Source organism: Nitrobacter sp. (genome assembly GCF_051535235.1).
Classification (GTDB): Bacteria; Pseudomonadota; Alphaproteobacteria; order Rhizobiales; family Xanthobacteraceae; genus Nitrobacter.
This window is the reverse complement of the sequence record NZ_JBPPLZ010000002.1, coordinates 331,421-352,375: the sequence shown is the minus strand read 5'-3', so window position 1 is coordinate 352,375 and position 20,955 is coordinate 331,421. Positions and strand designations below refer to the sequence as shown.

Sequence of the window (20,955 nt, the reverse complement as noted above, 5' to 3'; positions counted from 1 at the left end):
CGGCAAGCCACGACGCGAACTTCGGAAAATATACTCGCCGCGTCTCCGTCGCTTCCACGAGGTCAATGCTCAGTCGAACAGGCTCGACACTGATTGTTCGGCGGCGGTGCGGTTGATCGCCTCGCCGATCAATCCGGCGATCGACAGCAGGCGGATGTTGCCGGTCTTGTTGACGGCATCGGTCGGCTGGATCGAGTCGGTAATGACCAGCTCTTTCAGTTTCGAGCCGGCGATGCGCGCAGCCGCGCCGCCGGACAGCACGCCGTGCGTGATGTAGGCATAGACGTCCTTCGCCCCCTTGGCGATCAGCGCGTCGGCTGCATTGACCAGCGTGCCACCGGAATCGACGATGTCGTCGATCAGGATGCAGGTCGAACCGGCGACGTCGCCGATCACGTTCATGACCTCGGATTCGCCGGCGCGCTCGCGGCGCTTGTCGATGATCGCCAGCGGAGCGTTGATGCGTTTGGCGAGGCCCCGCGCGCGCACCACGCCGCCGACGTCGGGCGACACCACCATCAGGCTGCCGAGATCGAACCGCTCCTTGATGTCACGGACCATCACCGGCGACGCATAGAGATTGTCGGTCGGGATATCGAAGAAGCCCTGAATCTGTCCCGCATGCAGATCGAGCGTCAGCACGCGATCGGTTCCGGCGCGCGTGATCAGGTTGGCCACCAGCTTGGCCGAGATCGGCGAGCGCGAGCCGACCTTGCGGTCCTGCCGCGCGTAGCCGAAGTAGGGAATGACCGCGGTGATCCGGCGCGCCGACGCGCGGCGCAGCGCGTCGGTGATGATCAGAAGCTCCATCAGGTGATCGTTGGTCGGATAGGACGTCGACTGGATCACGTAGACATCCGAGCCGCGCACGTTCTCGAGCACTTCCACGAAGATCTCGTTATCGGCAAAGCGCCGCACACTGGCTTTGGTGAGTTCAAGCCCCAGCCATTTGGCGATTTCCCGCGCCAGCGCCGGGTTGGCGTTGCCTGCAACCAGCCTGACGGCGCCGTTTTTGGCGGACATCGACGCTTCTCCCCGCGATGTGGTGGGTACAACGTTCAACATCCCGACTCCAGAGACCCTCTGCGACCTCGACGGTGGCGGTGTATCAAGGAGTTGCCAAGTCTGGCAATACGGGGATCACGGATTCCGGCGTAAAATGAGGCTCTATTGCGCGGCGAACCCGAGCGCCCCGGCCTGTCCGCCATCCGTCCCGGCCGAATCCTCGGCGCTGGCGACCGCCGGCTCTTGTGGCTGCGATGGAGCCGGCTCAGCGGCGGGCGGCGGAGCGTCGCCATTCACCATGCTGCTCAATCCCCCCAGCCCGGCCTGCGCGATCTTGCGCAGAGTGAGGTCGTCGGCGGCAGCCCACGCATCGCGTCCCGCCTTGCCGCCGGGTTCCTCGCCGCTCAGGCGCAGCGCGCGGTTCTGATTGCGATCGTAGACGTCGAAAACCCAGGCGATGGTGGTGCGGCCGCGGCTGACCTCGGCCGCGAGATAGCCGCGCACGCGATAGGCGGCCGATGCCTCGCGCGACACGATGGAGAGATTGCGAAGCTGGGATTCCGAATTGAGGATGTTGACGAGGCGGTCGAATACCTGCGGCGGCGGCCCGTCGACGGACTCGAACGCAACGGTCGCGCCGCTGCCGGCCTGTGCGAAGGATTCGCTGCCGTTACCGCCGCTCGCGCATCCGGCCAGCGCGCACAGCAACGCCAGAAGCGCAACGGCGCGGAAGCTCTTGAAAGGCATTCGCTGACGTCCCCGTGTCGTCGAGCGATATCGTTAAAACGCGTTAACGTCTAGGGCAGAGCGTCGCGGCGGCGCAAAGAATCCGCTTGCCGGCACCGACGTTCTGATTCCGTTCGGCTTTCGCTCCTGGTCCGCTCAATCATTCGGCTTCCAGCACGATGGCATGGACGTGGCGGCCGAAATCCGGCTCCTTGCGATGCACCGAGCGGCGGTAGCTGAAGAAACGCTCGTCCGAATAAGTATCGATGCCGGTATCGTCGATCGTCTCGACGCCGGCGTGCTCCAGCCGCATCCGGATGAAGCCGCCGAGATCGAACATCGCATGGCCGTCACGCTCCGACGGAACGAAGAACCCGGCATACGCTCGATCCGTGTCCGTAAATCGCGTGACGAATTCAGCGCCGACCTCATAGCTCCGTTGCCGGATCAGCGGACCGATGGCGACGGAGACGTCGGAGCGTCTGCTGCCAAGCGTTTCCATCGCATCGACGGTCCTTTCCAGCACGCCGGTCAGCGCGCCTTTCCAGCCGGCGTGCGCGGCGGCGATGACGCGCGCCCGCGGATCGGCGAACAGGACGGGGCCGCAGTCGGCCGCGGTGACACCGATCGCAAGCCCCGGCGTTCTCGTGACGATGGCATCGGCGCGCGGGCGCGACGGGGCGCCCCAGGGCCCGTCGGCAATCACGGCATCGGGCGAGTGGATCTGGTAGAGGGAAAGAAAATCCGCCAGCGCAACGCCCATGATTTCGGCCATGCGCCTCCGGTTCTCCGTGACATGCGCGGGATCGTCCTGCGAGCCGATGCCGGCGTTCAGACTCGCGTAGATGCCTTGGGAAACGCCACCCTCGCGGGTAAAAAAGGCGTGTCGCAGGCCGGAAACGGCGGAGAGCAGCGAGGATGCGAGGGTCATGCCTTGATCCCGCCGCGGCGATCCTGATCGCTCAACCCCGCCAGTTCGGTGAGGCTGGAATCGGAAATGCCGATCACCTTGAACATTGATCCCATGCCGCCGCGGCCGCCTTCGGTCAGGCGTTTCAGCGCGGTTGCGATATTCTCCGATACTTCTGGGCTGGCCTTCGCCATCAGGCTGACAGCGCGGGCCTCGATGCCGAGCCGTTGCAGGAATGCTCCCTGCGTCACCGGTCCGTGCACGCGGGCACCGACGTCCTCGGCGGCGCGGCCAAGCGCCTGGAAATCGACATGGGCGGTGATGTCGGCCTGACCGGGATATTTCAGCGGATCGACGAAGCTGTGTCCTGCGATGGCCTGAAAGGTATCGCCGGCGTCGCTGCGCACATGGCCATAATCGATGATCAGCGCGGCGCCTCCCTGATCGCGGAGGCGCGTTGCGATGGACATGATCTCGGCATCCGGCCGCCATTCGAAAATGGCCCCGACCGGCGCCGCGCGCACCAGCGGCGGCAGCAGCGCGTCGAACCGCAGCATCGGCGCGGCGGCGGCGTCGAACACGAGTTGGCCGCTGCCGTTGACGTCGACCACGCGCTCGTGCCAGCCGTCGCCATGCCTGACCATCTGGCGAACCGGAAGCACGTCGAAATATTCGTTGGCGAGAATGATCGCCGGCCCCCGCGGCACTTCATCCAGAGTCGCGTGCCACTCGACGTTCCGCGCGCCGGACAGCGTCGCCTTCTGCCTTTCCCGCAGCACCGGATTGATCTCGATCAGATGAACGCGGAGCGCATCGTACATCGGCGGCAGCACGCGCAGTGCGCGCAACGCATCCGCCATCATGGTACCGCGCCCGGGCCCGAGTTCGATCAGCCGCAACCTGGCCGGCGAGCCCATCGTGCGCCAGACCGACGCGGCCCACAATCCAATCAGTTCTCCGAACATCTGGCTGACCTCGGGCGAGGTGACGAAGTCGCCCTCGCGTCCGAGCGGGTCGCGCGAAATGTAGTAGCCATGTTCGGGATGTGTCAGGCAGATCTGCATGTAGCGCCAGACCGGCAGCGGGCCGGATGTCTTGATCAGCTTCTTGATCTCGGCCAGCAGCGGAGAATGTTCAGTCACGATCAGCCTTGAGTCAGCCTTGGGGTCAGCTTGGGATCAACCTAAGGCTCAGCCTTGGGAAACGTCGGGGTTCGAAATCGTTCGTGCGCCTGACGCCCGCGGACCACGCGACCAGGCGGCGTACACAATGACAAGTCCCGCAATCATCATCGGGATCGACAATAGCATTCCCATGGTGAGTCCGCCCCAGAGAAATCCGAGCTGGGGATCGGGCTCGCGGAAGAATTCGCCGGTGATGCGTGCCATCGCATAGAGCGTGACGAAGCTGCCGAGAACCAGCCCCGGCCGCTTCAACGCGCCAGCCCGGATCATCAGCGCGAGGATCGTGAACAGCACGAGACCCTCGAGCGTCGCCTCGTAGAGCTGGCTCGGATGCCGCGGCAGCGGGCCGCCATTCGGAAACACCATCGCCCAAGGCAGGTTCGGGTCGGCCGGGCGGCCCCATAATTCGCTGTTGATGAAGTTGGCGATGCGGCCGAGAAACAGGCCGATCGGCCCGACCGCGGTGGCGACGTCGCCGAGCGAGAGCATCGGCAGGCCGTGCTTGCGGCAAAACAGGATGACCGCAACGACGCAGCCCATGAAGCCGCCATGGAACGACATGCCACCCTTCCAGATCTCGAAGATCTCGGCGGGGTGACGAATGAAAAATTCAAGGTTGTAGAACAGCACGTAGCCGGTGCGGCCGCCGAGGATGATGCCGATCGTCACCCAAAGGATGAAGTCGTCGAGCTGCAGCACAGAGATCGGCGCAGGCCCGCCCCAGAGCTTTTCGCTCTTGAGCAGCGCCCGCGCATAGAGCCAGCCGAGCGTGATGCCGCCAATATAGGCCAGCGCATACCAGCGGATCGCGATCGGGCCGAGCGAGATGGCGACGGGATCGAAGACGGGATAGGTGATGAGGAGAAACGGCATGGTTCTTCTAGCCTCTCCCAGCCGGTGGGGGGAGGCCGGACCGCCTGGGCAATGCGCGGAATGGCCCGGCGCGGTCCCGCTGAAGCGCCGGGGCGGTACGGCCCTCCAAGGCGGGACTCTCGATCTGCTGGTCGATCATCGGCAATTCATCTTGAGGTCGGGCTTCGCGTCACGGCGTTTACGATTGCAAGGAAATCCGGCACTGACAAGGCTTTACGGCATAGGCGGACCATCAAGCGGGCTTGAACTGCCGGGTCCGGATTGCCATTCTCTGACTCGACGTGTGGCGATGCTGCCGACCGGAGACAGTGAGATGACCCAGACCAGCAACCGGTTTTTCGACGAGATTGGAAAACTGATGAACGACGCGGCCGGCGCGGCGCAGGGATTCAAGCGCGAGGTCGATGCGGTGGTCCGCAATCAGGCGGAGAAGATCATGCGCGACCTGGATCTCGTCAAGCGCGAGGAATTCGAGGCCGTCAAGGAGATGGCGCGGCTCGCGCGTGAGGACAACGAGGCACTGAAGGCGCGCATTGCGGCGCTCGAGGCGCGTCTTGGCGGCGGCGGCTGAGCCGACCCGGTCGCCTTTCTGGGTTCAGCGAACCGCCATACGAGCCGGCGCGCTATTCTCCAGCGAATACACGCCGTCGGCATAACCCTTCACCACCGTCCAGGTCGCCAGCGTTACAGCCAGCGTCACGGTCGCAAAGATAATGCCCACGATCTTCAATCCGGTGCGATCCGCCATCGCCGTTTCCCCTGCCCCAGAGCGTTTTCGAGCGAAGCATGTCCCCGCGGCTTGACCCGAGGATGGATACCGGTTCGCGTGAAGAAAACGCGTCAAATCAAGATCTGTGGAGTTCCGCTTCTGATTTCGCCGAAAGCGAGGACTCCATGCGGTTCGACAAGACCGGCTGAGGGTTCATAATTCCTTAACGGAACACCGGGTTTTCGAATAAATTACAGCGCGCGACCGCAGGCCGGTCATGCGGCGCCCCCAACCGACCGCGAGCCTCAATCCTGCGGATGCCGGCGCTGCACGAAAACCGAGGCCAGAAAGGAAAACACCAGTTCCCCGCGCTGGTTGGTTCCGGTGTTGCGCATTTGCAAGACACCCCACTCCGGCCGCGAGCGGGAAGCTCGCAGCGACTGGACTTCGCTGGCGTAGCTGATGGTGTCGCCCGCCAGCACCGGCTTGATCCAGCGCAGGTCGCGAAACCCGGGTGACGGTCCCCACATCGCCGGCTTCTCGCCGCGCGCCGCGGCATCCGCCGCCTCGCGCTGACCGTCCGCCACCGCCAGCTTCATCCAGATCGAAGCGATATGCCAGCCGGAGGCCGAAAGACCGCCGAACAGCGATTTGCGGCCCTCCTCCTCGTCGAGATGAAACGGCTGCGGATCGAATTGCGCCGCGAACGCCTTGATGAGATCGGCGGTGAAGGTAAACGAACCGAGATCGCGACGTTGCCCGACCTCCATATCTTCGAGATAGCGCATCGGGTCAGCTTCCCGCCGCGGGCGCCGCGCGCCGCCTGATGATGATCGGCGACACCGCCTCGAGCAGCACCTGCCCGGACGCATTGCGCACGCGCAGCGCGAAGGTCACGATACCCGTCTCAGGACGGCTGCGCGACACCCGCGCCGCGGCGACATCGACGTCCAGCATCAGATCGTCGCCGGGACGCAGCGGTGCAAGCCAGCGGACTTCATCGACGCCGGGAGAGCCGAGCGAAGCGGTCCGTCCGATGTAGCCGTCGAACATCATCCGCATCATGAGCGAACACAAATGCCAGCCGGAGCCTGACAGACCGCGCAGCATGGAGTGCCTGGCCGCTTCCTCGTCGAGGTGCATGGGCTGAGGATCGAACTCCGACGCGAAGGCGATGATTTCGTCACGGCTGACATGCCGCGGCCCGAATGTGCCGAAACGGCCGACAGGAAAATCCTCAAATGTCAGGGTCATGTCGAGGCCTGCTGAACAACGCCCGATTGTGGCCCTTATTTGCGGCAATCTCAACCGCCGGCATCCTAAAGGCTGGGTTTGCCCGATGCGGACCGTGGGGAGCGGCCCACAGGGGACAAGTGCCGTCCGACTTATTACTGCGGCACGATGCGAGGGGGGACGGCAGATGTTTGAATTCCGGGATCTGTTTCAGTGGGATCGCTTCATCACGCCCACGATCATCAAGATCTTCTATTGGCTGGTCATCGTGCTGATCGTCCTGTCGGGACTGTCCGGGATTTTCTCTGGTCTGGCCACGATGGCCGTCAGTCCGTTCGGCGGCTTCATCTCAATTCTTCTGAGCATCGCCGGCGCCCTGACCGGTATCGTGTTTTCGCGCATTGCCGCCGAATGCATCCTGATCGTGTTTCGCATCAACGAGCATCTCGGCGCGATCCGCGAAAAGGGCACGATGTCCGGACGTGCGTAAGCGGCGATCACAGATATGCACATCGGGGAATCCGAATTGAGGGGTCCCCGCTTATCCGGATTCCGGGTTCGCGCCTTAAGCGCCCCCGAATGACTGGAATGATTGAGACAGATTTTCAGGTATTGAACCGGAAATGCATGACGTCGCCGTCGGCGACGACATAATCCTTGCCTTCAAGCCGCAGCTTGCCGGCATCGCGCGCGCCCGCCTCACCGCCGAGCGCCACATAATCGGCGTAAGCGATGGTCTCGGCGCGGATGAAACCCTTCTCAAAATCGGTGTGAATGACGCCCGCCGCACCGGGTGCCCTGGTACCCCTGGTGATGGTCCAGGCGCGCGCCTCCTTCGGACCCACAGTGAAGTAGGTGATGAGGTGAAGCAGGTCGTAGCCGGCGCGGATCAGCCGGTCGAGGCCCGCTTCTTCCAGCCCCAGAGTCTCGAGGAAATCGGCACGCTCCTCGCGCGACAAGGTCGCGATCTCGGATTCGATCTTGGCGGAAATCACCACAGCGACCGCGCCTTCCTTCTTCGCATGATCGAACACGACCTGCGAGAAGGCGTTGCCGCTCGCCGCCGAACCTTCCTCGACGTTGCAGACATAGAGCACCGGCTTTGACGTCAGCAGCCCGAGCATGTGGAAATTGCGCTCTTCCTCCGGTTTGCGCTCCATGCCGCGCGTCGGCTGGCCGTCGCGCAACAGTTTTAGCGCGCGCTCGACCAGATCGAGCTGCTCCCTGGCTTCCTTGTCGTTGCCCTTGGCTTTTTTCGAAAGATTGTCGACCCGCTTCTCGAGGCTTTCGAGATCGGCCAGCATCAGTTCGGTCTCGATGGTCTCGATGTCGGCGAGCGGCGCGATCTTGCCCTCGACATGCGTGATATCGGAATCCTCAAAACAGCGCACCACATGCGCGACCGCGTCGACCTCACGGATGTTGGCGAGAAACTGGTTGCCGAGGCCTTCGCCCTTGGAAGCGCCGCGCACGAGACCCGCGATGTCGACGAACGTCAGTTGCGTCGGAATGATCTGCGCCGATTTGGCGATCGCCGCGAGCTTGTCGAGGCGCGGATCCGGCACCGCCACGGCGCCGACATTGGGCTCGATCGTGCAGAACGGATAGTTCGCCGCCTGCGCCGCCGCCGTCTCCGTCAGTGCGTTGAACAGGGTCGACTTGCCGACATTGGGCAACCCGACGATACCGCATTTGAAACCCATGAGTCATTCCGATGATTGGCGCAAATCGCGCTACAGAGTTGGTGCGTCATACCCGGGCTAAAGCGCGAAGCGCGTCTTCGCGCAAGGGGCCCCCGTATCCATCTTCTTCAAAGGATGGATTTCCGGATCAAGTCCGGCGATGACGCCGTCGTTTATTTGCCGCCACTATCGTCCTTGTCGCCCTTCTCGACGAATCCCTTCGCCTGCATCGCAAGATGCACTTTGTTCTGAAACGCCGAATCCCGGCTTGCGACGAGAAGCGCTGCGCTTTCCGCCACGACATCCACCAGCGCCTCGACCCATGGCCGCTCGCTTTTGGCGAAGTCGTTCAGCACATGCGCATGCACGAGATCCTTGATGCCGGGGTGGCCGACGCCGAGCCGGACGCGGCGATAGTCGTTGCCGATATGCGCCGAAATCGACCGCAGGCCGTTGTGCCCCGCGATGCCGCCGCCGATCTTGACGCGGACCTTTGCCGGCGGGAGTTCGATCTCGTCGTGAAACACCACGACGTCTCCCTCGGTCAGCTTGTAGAATTGCACGGCGTCCTGAACAGAGTGGCCGGAGTTGTTCATGAAGGTGGTGGGCTTGAGCAGAATGATGCGCTCGCCATCGAGCGTGCCTTCGGACGTCTCGCCCTGAAAGCGGCGGCGCCACGGTGAGAAACCATGACGCCGCGCGATCTCGTCCACGACCATGAACCCGATATTGTGCCGGTTGCCCTGATACTTCGTGCCGGGATTGCCCAGTCCGACGAACAGGCGCATGGTGCAAGTGGTCGCTTACTTCTTCTTGTCGCCACCGCCTGCGGGCGCCTTCGCGCCTGCCGCGGCTGCGCCGGCGGCAGCCCCGCCCGCCGCGGGAGCCGCACCAGCGGCGGGAGCCGCCGTGCCGCCCGCAGCGGCAGCGGCCGCAGCCTTCAGTTCTTCCGCGTAACCGGATGGCGGCACGATGGTCACCAGCGTGACGTCCTCTCGCGCCAGCGGCTTCACGCCGGACGGCAGCGTGATGTCAGACAGATGAAGCGAATGGCTGATCTCCAGCCCGCCGACGTCGGCTTCGATGAACTGCGGAATGTTGTCGGCTGCGCATTCGACATCGATGGCATGGGTCACGAGGTTGACGGTACCGCCGCGCTTCACGCCGGGCGCGACGTCCGCCTTCAGCAGGCGAAGCGGAATGCTGACACGGATGGTGGCGCCTTCGCCGAGCCGCATGAAGTCCACGTGGATCGGAGTGTCCTTGACCGGATCGAGATGGAAGTCGCGCGGAATCACGCGATGCTTCTTGCCCTCCAGGCTGACGTCGAAGATCGTGGTGAGGAAACGGCCTGCCAGAATGCGTTGGCGCAGTTCCGCCTCCTCGACCGAGATCGGCTGCGGGGGCTGGTTGTTTCCATAGATCACACCGGGCACTCGGCCGGCGCGACGCTCTGCCCGGGCGGCCCCCTTGCCGCTCTTCGGACGCGCGGTCGCCTTCAATTCCCTGACGGTCGCCATCGTTTTAGTCCTTGTTTTTCAAAAAGTTAAAGGCCGCAATCGCGGCCCGTTGCGCGTCACCGGCAAGCCTCCAGGGGTGCGGGGGCCGTGAGACGTAGCGGCGTTCTAGCCGCAAACGCCCGAAATAACAAGGAAACGGCAGGGGTTTTCCGGCTCTCCGGCTGTCGCGAGACACCAGCTCAGGCGTCAGGAATATCGGAGCGCAACGAGGAGCCTGCGCGACACGACCGATCGCTCCCTCCAGAACGAAAATGCCGGCATGCATGTGCGCCGTCCGTCGCCTGTTCGCAACCCGCGTTCGAAAAACCGTCCGCCTTGAATCCTGATTTCAATCGGGCCCGATCATGCGAGACTCGCGGCAAGCGAGTCAGGGCCGCGAGACTCGCGCAACGCGAATCCGATTCCGTTTTGTTCACGGCCGCGAGTCGTAGCGCCGTTTGATCAGTTGTGGACGACGCGCGCTTTGCCTGTGGACGGACTCGGGGCGGCGTTGCGCGGATTCCGCAAATCACATCACTTGATCCGCGCAGGACATCATTCCTCATCCGATCCACGCGCTTGATGGATCGTCTGAAAGATCGAAGTCCCGCGACGTGCCAGCACCGCGGCCGTCCTATGCGTGCGTATCAACACAGACAAACAGCAAGGATCGGGACGGCATGTCGCTGCTCGAAGGCGTTATCGATTCCAGAAACAATCCGCTGGCGGCGGTCGAGGATATCGCCGCCACCAACGACTGGGCGTTCGAGCGCTCCGGCGAGGATGAAATCACCATCGTCTCGAAAGGCAACTGGACCGATTATCAGATCACCTTCACCTGGATGGGCGAGATCGAGGCGCTGCATCTCGCCTGCGCCTTCGACATGAAAATTCCGGTAGCACGCCGCAACGAGGCCCAGCGCGCCATCGCCGCGATCAACGAGCAATTGTGGATCGGCCATTTCGATATCTGGACCCAGACCGGCACGGTCATGTACCGCCACGCGCTGGTCCTGCCCGAGGGAATGACGGCGTCGAACGCACAATGCGCGGAGATGCTCGCCGGTGCGATCCATGCCTGCGAGCGCTATTATCCGGCGTTGCAGTTCGTGATCTGGGCCGGCAAGACCGCGGCCGAAGCGATGACCGCCGCGATGTTCGACACCGAGGGCGAGGCTTAGCCTTCTCCGGCGGCGCCATCGAATAGATACCTTTCCACAACCGGGCTTGGGCGCGAAGCGCGCCTCACATGCAAAGACGTGGATGTCCGGAACAAGTCCGGCCATGACGCAGATATCGGTGCTAGTATGTCGGCTATTCACTGGCGCATTGTCATGGCTGAATCGCAAACTTCCCTCGCAAACATCTCCGGCACGGTGGTTCTTGCCGGCGCGGGCAAGATGGGCGGTGCGCTGCTGAGCGGATGGCTCGCGCAGGGGCTGGATCCGAAGCGCGTCGCGGTGATCGATCCCCATCTCTCCGACGATATCCGCGCTCTCGCCGCCCGCGGCGTCCGGCTGAACCCCGCGATAACGACGACCGACGACGTCGCGGCGCTCGTGCTCGCGATCAAGCCGCAAACGTTCGGCGCCGCCGGCCCGGCTTTGCGGCCGCTGATCGGACCGAAGACTCTTGTCGTGTCGATCATGGCTGGCACGACGATCGCGGTGCTCGATGCAGTCTGCGGCGGCAACGCCGTCCGCGCGATGCCCAATACGCCGGCCGCGATAGGCCGCGGCATCACGGTCGCTGTCGCTGCGAAGAGCGTGAACGATCAGCAGCGCGCCACGGCCGACGCGCTGCTGCGTGCCACCGGCGCGGTGGAATGGATCGACGACGAGGCGCTGATGGACGCCGTCACCGCGGTCTCCGGATCGGGACCGGCTTACGTCTTCCTGCTCGCCGAGGAACTGGCGCGCGCCGGCGTCGCCGCCGGCCTGCCTGCCGATCTCGCCGCACGGCTGGCCCGCGAGACCGTCGCCGGGTCAGGCGAACTGCTGCACCGGTCCGATCTCGACGTCGCGACGCTGCGCCAGAACGTCACCTCGCCCGGCGGTACCACGGCTGCCGCGCTCGGTGTGCTGATGGGCGAGCACGGCATGAAAGAACTGATGACACGCGCGGTCGCCGCTGCGACAGAGCGATCGAAGGAACTGGCGAAGTAACTTCTCGGCCGCGTGTCGCCGGAACGCTCGTGCGGCTTGAAGAATTGTCGCAACATGCCGCAACATGGGGCGGCAGTCATCGAGCGTTCGACGAGAGAAAATCTGCCGTGCTCGCAAACGAGGTCACATCCCTGCTCGATCATCTCGGCGTGGCTCCCGACAGCCGACAGGGTGCGCGCGCCGCGCGATCGCCGCTGACCGGCGAAACCATCGCCCACGTCGATGACGCAAGTCCTCAGCACGCAGCCGAGACCATTGCGCTGGCCGAAGCAGCATTCCGGCAATGGCGTCAGGTCCCTCCGCCGCGACGCGGCGAACTTGTCCGCCTGCTCGGCCACGAACTGCGCGCTGCCAAGGATGCGTTGGGCCGTTTGGTCACCATCGAAGCCGGCAAGATCGTCTCGGAAGGCCGTGGCGAGGTGCAGGAAATGATCGACATCTGCGATTTCGCCGTCGGCCTGTCGCGCCAGCTTTACGGCCTCACCATCGCCAGCGAGCGGCCCGATCACCGCATGATGGAGCAATGGCATCCGCTCGGCCCTGTCGGCGTCATCACCTCGTTCAATTTCCCCGTCGCGGTGTGGTCGTGGAATGCAGCGCTGGCGCTGGTCTGCGGCAATCCGGTGATCTGGAAGCCGTCCGAGAAAACCCCGCTGACCGCGCTAGCGGTTCAGGCGCTGTTTGAGCGCGCCGCCGCAAAGGCTGGCGCCGTTCCGGACGGCCTGTCCACGGTTCTGATCGGCGGGCGCGACGTCGGCGAACTCCTGGTCGGCGATTCACGGGTGCCGCTGGTCTCCGCGACCGGATCGACGACTATGGGCCGCGAGGTCGGGACTCAGCTTGCGCGGCGGTTCGCCCGCAGCATTCTCGAACTCGGCGGCAACAACGCCTCGATCGTCTGCCCGTCGGCGAATCTCGATCTGGCGCTGCGCGCCAGCGCCTTCGCCGCCATGGGCACCGCCGGCCAGCGCTGCACCACGCTGCGGCGGCTGTTCGTCCATGACAGCATCCACGACGGGTTCGTGGCGCGGCTGAAGCAGGTCTACGCCTCGGTGCGGATCGGCGACCCGCTTATGAGTGACGAGGTGCTGGTCGGTCCGCTGATCGACGAAGCCGCATTCCGCAACATGCAGCGCGCGCTGGACGAAGCTCGGGCGCACGGCGCACGGGTCCACGGCGGCGAGCGTATCGATGAGCAGCGATTTCCGGATGCGTATTATGTCCGGCCGGCGCTGGTGGAAATGCCGGCGCAGACCGGGCCGGTGCTGCGCGAGACCTTCGCGCCGATCCTGTACGTCATGACATACACCAACCTTGACGCGGTGATCGCGCAGCACAACGCGGTCGCTCACGGCCTATCGTCCTCGATCTTCTCGACCGACATGCGCGAGGTGGAGAAATTTCTCTCCGCGAGAGGCTCCGACTGCGGCATCGCCAACGTCAATATCGGCCCGTCCGGCGCCGAGATCGGCGGCGCGTTCGGCGGCGAAAAGGAAACCGGCGGCGGCCGCGAGGCCGGCTCCGACGCCTGGAAAGCGTACATGCGTCGCGTCACCAGCACCGTGAACTACGGCGACGATCTTCCGCTCGCTCAGGGCGTCCGTTTCGACATCGGTTAGAGCAAATTCACCTTTAGATGAAAACGCATCACCGGGCATAGCGAACTCCCTCTCCCATGGGGAGAGGGTTGGGGTGAGGGGGTAATACTTCTCGAGGTTGAAACCCCCCTCACCCGGCACCATAGCGCGTCGAAGACGCGCGTAACGGCGCTTATGGTGCCGACCTCTCCCCGACGGGGAGAGGTGAAGAAGATCGACATTCCGTGTTCATCAAGCCGTGAACGACTCTAGCGGGCGTCGCGAATGTCATATTCATTTCTCTAAGGATGAGCTTCCGCGCGAGCGAATTCGTCCAGCACTTCAGCGACGCGGTCCACCGCCCAGTCGATCTCGGATTCCTCGATGATCAGCGGCGGCGCGAAACGGACGGTGTTGCGGTGCGTGTCCTTGGTCAGCACGCCGGCCTGCAACAACCGCGTCGCCACCGCAGCCGCGCTGGCGAGATCGCGCTCCAGTTCGACGCCAGCGAACAGCCCGCGCCCGCGCACCTCGCGGACGATCGGATTCCTGATCGCGCGGAGCCGGGCAAGCAGATGCGCACCGAGACGGGCGGACCGCTCGATCAAATTCTCCTCGATCAGCGTATCCAGCGCCGCCAGCCCGACCGCGGCAGCGATCGGATTGCCCCCGAAGGTGCTGCCGTGATCGCCGGGCTTGAACACCTGCATCACCTCGCGGCGCGCCAGAAATAGCGACACCGGCAGAAGACCGCCGCCCAGCGCCTTGCCCAGCGTCACCGCATCCGGCTTCACGCCGTCGTGCTGGCAGGCCAGCAGCCGTCCGGTGCGGCCAAGCCCGGACTGAATCTCGTCGCAGATCAGCAGGACGTTATGCTCCCGGCAGATGCGCGCGACCTCCGCAAGATAGCCCGGCGGCGGCACGTTGATGCCGCCCTCGCCCTGGATCGGCTCGACCAGGAATGCCGCCGTGTTCGGCGTGATCACCGCGCGGAGCGCCGCCGCGTCGCCGAACGGCACCGACCTGAAACCGGGTGGAAACGGTCCAAAGCCGTCGCGATATTGCGGCACGGATGAGAAGCCGACGATGGCGATAGTGCGGCCGTGAAAATTGCCGTCGCACACGATGATCTCGGCGCGGTCGGCCGGCACATGTTTAACGGTGTAGGCCCATTTGCGCGCGGCCTTCAGCGCCGTCTCCACCACCTCCGCGCCGCTGTTCATCGGCAGTGCCTGATCCATCCCGGTCAGCGCGCAGGCGCGGCCGAGAAAGGCGCCAAGACGATCGCTGAAATAGGCACGGGAAACCGTGTCGAGTTGCTGCGCCTGATCGGTGAGCGCCTGCACCAGCCGCGGATGACAGTGCCCGAAGCTCGCCGCCGAATAGGCGCCCATCATGTCGATGTAGCGCCGCCCATTTTCATCCCAGAGATAAACGCCGTTGCCACGCGCGAGGGTAACCGGCATCGGCGCATAATTGGCGGCGCCGAAGCGCATTTCGAGTTGAACCGAGCCATCCATGGCACTCGCTCCCTCGACTCGAAGCTGTCCCGAGGCCGTAGAGCATCGTGCGCTCCTGCCAGCAACGGGCTCGATTAAACAGGGCTTGATTACAATGTGGGGCGGCAAAGCGGGAAAGCCAGAGCATGATTTTCCGAAAGTGGAAGGCAGTCGAATCCGGACTCCTTCGCCGCGAGCTTGTCCGGCCATCCGGATGATCTAGTCGGCCGTTACACCGGCACCCGCACCGTCGCGCGCAAGCCCCCCATCGGACTGTCGCCGAGCGTGATGTCGCCGCCATGGGAGCGGGCGATGTCGCGCGCAATCGCAAGACCGAGACCGGTCCCGCCCTCGTCCTGATTGCGGGCGCTGTCGAGCCGCAGGAACGGCTTGAAGACTTCCTCGCGCATGTCCTGCGGGATGCCCGGGCCGTCATCGTCGACCATGACCGTGAGCCAGCGGTGATCGCGATGGCCATTGATTGCGATGGAGTCGGCATGGCGCGCCGCGTTCGACACCAGATTGCCGAGGCAGCGCTTGAGCGCGGCCGGCTTGACGGTGACGACGGGAAGCCCGTGAAAATTGGTCGTCGCGGCGTGGCCGTTGCGCTCGGCGTCGCTGCGCAGATCCTCCAGCGCGGCCGCCATGTCGGTCGGCTGCGCCTGCTCGCCGCTGTCGCCTCGCGCGAAGGCGAGATAGGCCTCCAGCATCCCATGCATCTCGTCGACGTCCTTGCGCATGCCGTCGACTTCAGGACTGTCGCCGATCAGCGCCAGCTCCAGCTTGAAGCGGGTCAGGATGGTGCGCAGGTCATGCGACACGCCGGCCAGCATCGCAGTGCGCTGCTCGATGCTGCGCTCGATGCGCATCTTCATTTCGATAAACGCCTGCGCGGCGCGCCGAACCTCGCGCGCGCCCCGCGGACGGAAGTTCGGCGCTTCGCGGCCCTTGCCGAAGCGCTCGGAGGCGTCCGCCAGCAGCAGGATCGGCTTGATCTGGTTACGCAGGAACAGCACCGCGACGAACAGCAGGATCGATGACGTGCCCAGCATCCAGAAGATGAAGATTTCCGAATTGGAGGCATAAGCGGCGCTGCGCTGCGCGAAGACCTGCATCACCGCGTCGTCGAGCTGGATCCTGATCTCCACCAGGCTGGAGCGGCCGACCGTATCGATCCAGAACGGCTTGCCGATCTGCCTGCTGATCTGCACCGACAGCGATTGGTCGAGCAGGGAGAAGAACGGCTTCGGCCCGGGCGGCGGCATGTCGCCCGGCGGCAGGAAATCAACCACGAGCCCGAGCCGCTGCTGTGCGATGCGCCGGATCGTCGCGCGGGCCTTGTCCTGCGGATAGTCCTTGTAGATATCGATCAGCGCGGCGACGTCCTGCACCACTGCCGTCGACAACCGCCGCGTCACCGTGTTCCAGTGCCGCTCCATGAACACGAAGGCCACAACAGATTGCAGCACCACCATCGGCACGATCATGATCAGCAGCGCGCGGGCGTAGAGGCCCTTGGGCATCCAGTTCTTGAATGCTCGCGCCATCCTGCCATTGGCCAAGGAGACGCGCCGGGACGTTGTGCGGATCAGCGTCATGCCGGCGTCGAGCGTGCTCATCATCGGCAGCTCAGGGTGCTGCGACCAGGCGATAGCCGACGCCGCGCACCGCCTGCAGGAAGAGCGGATTGGCCGGATCCCGCTCGATCTTTCTCCGCAGCCGGTTGATCTGAACATCGACGGCGCGCTCGTTGACAGTGCCTCCGCCGTTCAGCTCACCGCGGCGAACCGTCTCGCCGGGCGTCGCGGCGAGCACGCGCAGCATCTCGCGTTCGCGATCGGTGAGATGAATGACGTCGTCGCCCTGCCGCAGTTCGCCACGGTCCAGGTGATAGACATACGGCCCGAATGCGATCGATCCGGTCCGCGCCGTCGGCAGCGGCATCGTGCGCTTGAGGATATTCCCGATCCGCAGCACCAGCTCGCGCGGCTCGAACGGCTTGGCGAGATAGTCGTCAGCGCCGATCTGCAAACCCTCGATGCGGCTCTCGGCCTCGTGCCGCGCCGTCAGCATGATGATCGGCACCGAGGACGAGGCGCGGATGAAGCGGGCGAAATCGAAGCCGGTTTCGCCGGGCATCATGATGTCGAGGATCAGCAGGTCGAAATGCAGCCCGAGCAGTTTCGAGCGGGCCGCCTTGGCGCTCATGGCCGTGGTGACACGGTAACCCTCGCCCGCCAGAAAACGCGACAGCAGATCGCGGATGCGCCGGTCGTCATCGACCAGCAGCAGATGCGGGGCGTCGTCGGCAGGCCTCACCGGCGCACGCGCGATTCCTGCCATTTGCGTTACCGTCATGCCTTCACCATCTTGCCGTCGGCCCGCAGGATCGCCTCCAGCACCTTGTCGGGATCGTCGTGGTCGATCATCCCGAGCAGGAACTTGCGCACGGCCTCCGCGCCGGACGCGTCGAGACCTTGCAGCGCGCGTACGATGCGGTCGGTCTGCAGCCCTGCGAGTTTCCCCACTAGCGCCTCGCCTTTCGCGGTGGCGAAAAGAAGGCGCTGGCGCCTGTCGGGGTCGCCGGCCTTCTGCACAATGTAGCCTTCATCGAGGAGTTGCTTGAGAACCCGCCCCAGCGATTGCTTGGTGATGCGCAGCACCTCGAGCAGGTCCGCGACATTAAGCCCCGGATAACGGTAGACGAAATGCATCACGCGATGATGGGCGCGGCCGAAGCCGAATTCTTCCAGCACATGGTCCGGATCGCCGACAAAGTCGCGATAGGCGAAGAACAGCAATTCGATGATGTCCCAGCGCGTCTCAACGGGGCGTTCCCCGGCCCTTTGCGGATCGGCGGATGTTATGCCGGAGCGAGTGGGAGAATTTAGGACAGCCATATTGACATATCTTGGTCTCAATGTTACAAGCCGGACATCCACTGCGAAATATTATATCGTCCTGCGAAATTCCGGATAAGCCCTACCACTCGGCAAGGCCAATCGGTCCTTTGCCTCGTTAGTGCGATTGTCGAGCTGCCTTTCGCAACATACTGGACTTCGCGCCGTCCGCCAAAGCGGAAACCGGACTTCGCGGAGCGGCAACAGCCTGCAACGCGAAGACCCTTTTCAAGCCGGAGAACACCATGAGAGCTTCGTTCGAAAAAACCGATGGCGCGGTGGCGTTGACATTCGATGTCCAGCCGACGGCCAATCCGACGCCCGCGACCGCGCGCGAGGCAAAGCTCGCAGATCCCGGCTTCGGCCGGGTGTTCACCGATCACATGGCGGTGGTGCGCTACAATCACGTGAACGGCTGGCACAGCGCGCGGGTCGAAGCCCGCGCCAGCTTCGCACTCGATCCGGCGACCGCCGTCCTGCACTACGCGCAGGAGATTTTCGAGGGTCTGAAGGCCTACAAGCGTGACGACGGCGGCGTGAACCTGTTTCGTCCGGACGCCAACGCGAGACGCTTTCGCAATTCGGCCGAGCGCATGGCGATGGCGCCGCTGCCCGAGCCCGTGTTCATCGAAGCCATCGAGCAGCTCCTGCGCATCGACCGCGACTGGATTCCCGGCGGTGTAGGCAGCCTGTACCTGCGGCCTTTCATGATCGCCAACGAAGTCTTTCTCGGCGTCAAGCCCTCGGCGGACTACATCTTCGCGGTCATCGCGTCACCGGTCGGCTCCTATTTCAAGGGCGGGCCCGCGCCGGTCTCGATCTGGGTGTCGGAGAATTACACGCGCGCGGCGGTCGGCGGCACCGGCGCCGTCAAATGTGGCGGCAACTATGCCGCCAGCCTGCGCGCGCAGGCCGAAGCCATCGATCGCGGCTGCGATCAGGTTGTCTTCCTGGACGCGATCGAACGCCGCTACATCGAGGAACTCGGCGGCATGAATATCTTCTTCGTATTCGACGACGGCTCACTCTCGACGCCACCGCTCGGCACCATCCTGCCGGGCATCACCCGCGATTCGATCATCACGCTCGCAAAGGAGTCCGGCACGCGCGTGCGCGAGGAACCCTACACCATCGACCAGTGGCGCAGCGATGCCGCCAGCGGCAGGCTGAAAGAAGCCTTCGCCTGCGGCACCGCCGCCGTCGTTTCTCCGATCGGCAAGGTGTGCTCGACGCACGGCGATTTCACCATCAATGGCGGCGCCGCCGGTCCCGTCGCGATGGGCTTCCGCAAGAAACTGGTCGATATCCAGTATGGTCGCGCGGCCGACCCGCACAACTGGACCCGCAAGGTGGTGTGAGGGCGGCGCAACTCGAACAGTGCCGTCATTGCGAGCGCAGCGAAGCAATCCAGAAGCTTCAAAGTAAGACCTGGATTGCTTTGTCGCTCCGCTCCTCGCAATGACGATCTTCTCCACAAATGCAAACGCCGCGGCCCACAAGCTGCGGCGTTTTAGTTTGTCAGCACCAATCCCAGCCGCTCGCGCCTGATCCAACGCGTGATCATCAGGATGGCCACGGCCGCGAGGCCCGACGCCAGGCCGATCCAGATGCCGGTGCCCTGAAATCCGAGTCTGAAGGCAAACAGCAAACTCAGCGACATGCCGAAGCCCCAATAGCCAAGACCGGCATAGATCATCGGCACACGGGTATCCTGCAGGCCGCGCAGCATGCCAGCGCCGACCACCTGCGCGCCGTCGGCAATCTGAAACACCGCCGCGCAGGTCAGAAACGACACCGCGAGCCCAACCACCTCGGCATTCGCCGCATCGTTGACGTCGACGAATGCACCGATCAGCCATCGCGGTGCGGCGATCATCAACCCGCTGGTCGCGGTCATGAAAGCGATCGCCAGCGCCAACGAGGTCCATCCGGCGCGGGCGATCCCGTCGCGATCGCCGGCGCCGTAAGCGCGGCCGACGCGCACCGTCGCCGCCTGCGACAGTCCCATCGGCACCATGAAGGAGACCGACGCAATCTGAATGGCGATCGCATGAGCCGCGATCGAGGACGTGCCGAACTGTCCCATCAAAAATACCGCGGCGTTGAACACCGTGATCTCGAAAGCGAGCGCGGTGCCGATCGGCAAACCGACGCGCCACAGCGTGACAAGACGCGGCCAATCGGCGCGCCACCAGTTGCCGAACAGATGGAAGCGACGAAACTTGCGGCCAAGGCTCGCCACCAGCACCAGCCCGACGAACAGAAAGGTGTTCGACAATGTCGTCGCGATGCCGGAACCACGCAGGCCTAACGCCGGCAGACCAAGATGACCGAACACCAGCGCCCAATTCGCGGCGATGTTGAACAGGATCGCGGCCGCGGTCACCAGCATGGCCGATAAGGGCCGCTCCAGCGCGGCGAAGAACGATCGCAACGCGACAAAGCCCAGCGTCGGCAACATGCCCCATTGCAATGCGCGCACGAACACCTGAGCATCCGCCGCAAGCTGCGGTTCCTGATCGAACAGAATGAGGATCGCCTCGGTATGCCACAGCAGCAACCAGCTCGGCACCGCAATCAGAACCGACGCCCATAGTCCCTGCCGGAACGTCCGCCGCACGTCGCGCACCGAATGCAGCTTGCGACCGAACGCTTCGGCCATCATTGGCGACGTCGCTGTGACAACGCCGATGCCGAAAATCAGGATCGCGAAGTAGAGATTGACGCCAAGCGTTCCCGCGGCCAGCGCGGAGGGACCGACGCGACCCAGCACAATCACGTCGGTTGTCGTCAGTGCAATCTGCGCGAGATTGGTGAGAACCAGCGGCCAGCCAAGCGTCAGCGTCGCCCGGAATTCTCCGAGCCAGGGATCGCGCGGCAGCGCGCTCTGGCGGGCGTCAAAAAGCATGGCGGCACGATCATCAACAGGGCAACTGGACAGAAATGGCGGTATCAGGACGACGAAACCTCCGACGGTATCGCCGGAGGTTTCT

At 64.2% G+C, this 20,955-nt stretch carries 22 protein-coding genes; 6 read left to right on the top strand and 16 right to left on the bottom strand.

The features are described 5' to 3' along the window. Window positions 1–69: 69 nt before the first annotated feature. The 5 genes from ACS3WA_RS04150 to lgt all read right to left on the bottom strand — a co-directional run bounded on the left by ACS3WA_RS04150 (window position 70) and on the right by lgt (window position 4,698). Window positions 70–1,023, bottom strand: a complete 954-nt coding sequence (locus ACS3WA_RS04150; RefSeq protein WP_438277294.1) for a ribose-phosphate pyrophosphokinase — start codon at window positions 1,021–1,023, stop codon at window positions 70–72. 144 nt (window positions 1,024–1,167) lie between these two features. Continuing rightward, a complete protein-coding gene (locus ACS3WA_RS04145) occupies window positions 1,168–1,752 on the bottom strand; it encodes a hypothetical protein (protein WP_438277293.1) in 585 nt (194 codons plus the stop codon). 139 nt (window positions 1,753–1,891) lie between these two features. Further along, a complete protein-coding gene (gene pgeF, locus ACS3WA_RS04140) occupies window positions 1,892–2,662 on the bottom strand; it encodes a peptidoglycan editing factor PgeF (protein ID WP_438277292.1) in 771 nt (256 codons plus the stop codon). Then, complete coding sequence (locus ACS3WA_RS04135) at window positions 2,659–3,783, bottom strand: class I SAM-dependent methyltransferase (RefSeq protein WP_438277291.1); 1,125 nt, start codon at window positions 3,781–3,783, stop codon at window positions 2,659–2,661. The genes pgeF and ACS3WA_RS04135 overlap by 4 nt, the downstream gene beginning before the upstream one ends. 48 nt (window positions 3,784–3,831) lie before the next feature. Beyond that, complete coding sequence (lgt, locus tag ACS3WA_RS04130; RefSeq protein ID WP_438277290.1) at window positions 3,832–4,698, bottom strand: prolipoprotein diacylglyceryl transferase; 867 nt, start codon at window positions 4,696–4,698, stop codon at window positions 3,832–3,834. A 313-nt stretch (window positions 4,699–5,011) separates the two neighbouring features. Here lgt and ACS3WA_RS04125 point away from each other — a divergent pair, with 313 nt between their 5' ends. After that, window positions 5,012–5,269: an accessory factor UbiK family protein gene (locus ACS3WA_RS04125; RefSeq protein ID WP_292618543.1), complete on the top strand. Its 258-nt coding sequence runs from the start codon at window positions 5,012–5,014 to the stop codon at window positions 5,267–5,269. 24 nt (window positions 5,270–5,293) lie between these two features. Here the strand turns inward: ACS3WA_RS04125 and ACS3WA_RS04120 are convergent, their stop codons facing one another. The 3 genes from ACS3WA_RS04120 to ACS3WA_RS04110 all read right to left on the bottom strand — a co-directional run bounded on the left by ACS3WA_RS04120 (window position 5,294) and on the right by ACS3WA_RS04110 (window position 6,661). Beyond that, the gene (locus ACS3WA_RS04120) at window positions 5,294–5,446 is read right to left on the bottom strand and encodes a hypothetical protein (protein ID WP_438277289.1); all 153 of its coding nucleotides are present in this window, start codon (window positions 5,444–5,446) and stop codon (window positions 5,294–5,296) included. Window positions 5,447–5,712: 266 nt separating this feature from the next. Further along, window positions 5,713–6,195, bottom strand: coding sequence for a MaoC family dehydratase (locus ACS3WA_RS04115; RefSeq protein ID WP_438277288.1), 483 nt, complete (start codon window positions 6,193–6,195; stop codon window positions 5,713–5,715). 4 nt (window positions 6,196–6,199) lie between these two features. Further along, window positions 6,200–6,661, bottom strand: coding sequence for a MaoC family dehydratase (locus ACS3WA_RS04110; protein WP_438277287.1), 462 nt, complete (start codon window positions 6,659–6,661; stop codon window positions 6,200–6,202). Between the two features lie 166 nt (window positions 6,662–6,827). Between ACS3WA_RS04110 and ACS3WA_RS04105 the strand changes: the two genes are divergently transcribed. Then, on the top strand, window positions 6,828–7,130 hold the full coding sequence (locus ACS3WA_RS04105) for a DUF4282 domain-containing protein (RefSeq protein ID WP_438277286.1): 303 nt from the start codon (window positions 6,828–6,830) through the stop codon (window positions 7,128–7,130). A 115-nt stretch (window positions 7,131–7,245) separates the two neighbouring features. Here ACS3WA_RS04105 and ychF read toward each other — a convergent pair whose 3' ends face one another. The 3 genes from ychF to ACS3WA_RS04090 form a co-directional block, all read right to left on the bottom strand. After that, window positions 7,246–8,343, bottom strand: a complete 1,098-nt coding sequence (ychF, locus tag ACS3WA_RS04100; RefSeq protein WP_438277285.1) for a redox-regulated ATPase YchF — start codon at window positions 8,341–8,343, stop codon at window positions 7,246–7,248. A gap of 152 nt (window positions 8,344–8,495) precedes the next feature. After that, window positions 8,496–9,110, bottom strand: a complete 615-nt coding sequence (pth, locus tag ACS3WA_RS04095; protein ID WP_438277284.1) for an aminoacyl-tRNA hydrolase — start codon at window positions 9,108–9,110, stop codon at window positions 8,496–8,498. A 15-nt stretch (window positions 9,111–9,125) separates the two neighbouring features. Continuing rightward, on the bottom strand, window positions 9,126–9,842 hold the full coding sequence (locus ACS3WA_RS04090) for a 50S ribosomal protein L25/general stress protein Ctc (RefSeq protein ID WP_438277283.1): 717 nt from the start codon (window positions 9,840–9,842) through the stop codon (window positions 9,126–9,128). Window positions 9,843–10,501: 659 nt separating this feature from the next. Here ACS3WA_RS04090 and ACS3WA_RS04085 point away from each other — a divergent pair. The 3 genes from ACS3WA_RS04085 to amaB all read left to right on the top strand — a co-directional run bounded on the left by ACS3WA_RS04085 (window position 10,502) and on the right by amaB (window position 13,605). Next, on the top strand, window positions 10,502–11,002 hold the full coding sequence (locus ACS3WA_RS04085; RefSeq protein ID WP_438277282.1) for a YbjN domain-containing protein: 501 nt from the start codon (window positions 10,502–10,504) through the stop codon (window positions 11,000–11,002). 153 nt (window positions 11,003–11,155) lie between these two features. Further along, on the top strand, window positions 11,156–11,986 hold the full coding sequence (proC, locus tag ACS3WA_RS04080; RefSeq protein WP_438277281.1) for a pyrroline-5-carboxylate reductase: 831 nt from the start codon (window positions 11,156–11,158) through the stop codon (window positions 11,984–11,986). A 107-nt stretch (window positions 11,987–12,093) separates the two neighbouring features. Continuing rightward, window positions 12,094–13,605, top strand: a complete 1,512-nt coding sequence (amaB, locus tag ACS3WA_RS04075; protein WP_438277280.1) for an L-piperidine-6-carboxylate dehydrogenase — start codon at window positions 12,094–12,096, stop codon at window positions 13,603–13,605. Between the two features lie 260 nt (window positions 13,606–13,865). Here the strand turns inward: amaB and rocD are convergent, their stop codons facing one another. The 4 genes from rocD to ACS3WA_RS04055 form a co-directional block, all read right to left on the bottom strand. Next, window positions 13,866–15,083, bottom strand: a complete 1,218-nt coding sequence (rocD, locus tag ACS3WA_RS04070; RefSeq protein WP_438277279.1) for an ornithine--oxo-acid transaminase — start codon at window positions 15,081–15,083, stop codon at window positions 13,866–13,868. Window positions 15,084–15,292: 209 nt separating this feature from the next. Beyond that, on the bottom strand, window positions 15,293–16,681 hold the full coding sequence (locus ACS3WA_RS04065) for an ATP-binding protein (protein ID WP_438277278.1): 1,389 nt from the start codon (window positions 16,679–16,681) through the stop codon (window positions 15,293–15,295). Between the two features lie 10 nt (window positions 16,682–16,691). Further along, window positions 16,692–17,420: a response regulator gene (locus ACS3WA_RS04060; protein ID WP_438277277.1), complete on the bottom strand. Its 729-nt coding sequence runs from the start codon at window positions 17,418–17,420 to the stop codon at window positions 16,692–16,694. After that, window positions 17,417–17,962: a MarR family winged helix-turn-helix transcriptional regulator gene (locus ACS3WA_RS04055; protein ID WP_438277276.1), complete on the bottom strand. Its 546-nt coding sequence runs from the start codon at window positions 17,960–17,962 to the stop codon at window positions 17,417–17,419. Before ACS3WA_RS04055 ends, ACS3WA_RS04060 begins: the two co-directional genes overlap by 4 nt. Window positions 17,963–18,207: 245 nt before the next feature. Here ACS3WA_RS04055 and ACS3WA_RS04050 point away from each other — a divergent pair, with 245 nt between their 5' ends. Then, window positions 18,208–19,320, top strand: coding sequence for a branched-chain amino acid aminotransferase (locus tag ACS3WA_RS04050; protein ID WP_438277275.1), 1,113 nt, complete (start codon window positions 18,208–18,210; stop codon window positions 19,318–19,320). Window positions 19,321–19,472: 152 nt separating this feature from the next. Here ACS3WA_RS04050 and ACS3WA_RS04045 read toward each other — a convergent pair whose 3' ends face one another. Beyond that, entirely contained in the window at window positions 19,473–20,870 is a 1,398-nt protein-coding gene (locus ACS3WA_RS04045) for an MATE family efflux transporter (RefSeq protein ID WP_438277274.1), read from the bottom strand. Window positions 20,871–20,955: the final 85 nt, after the last annotated feature.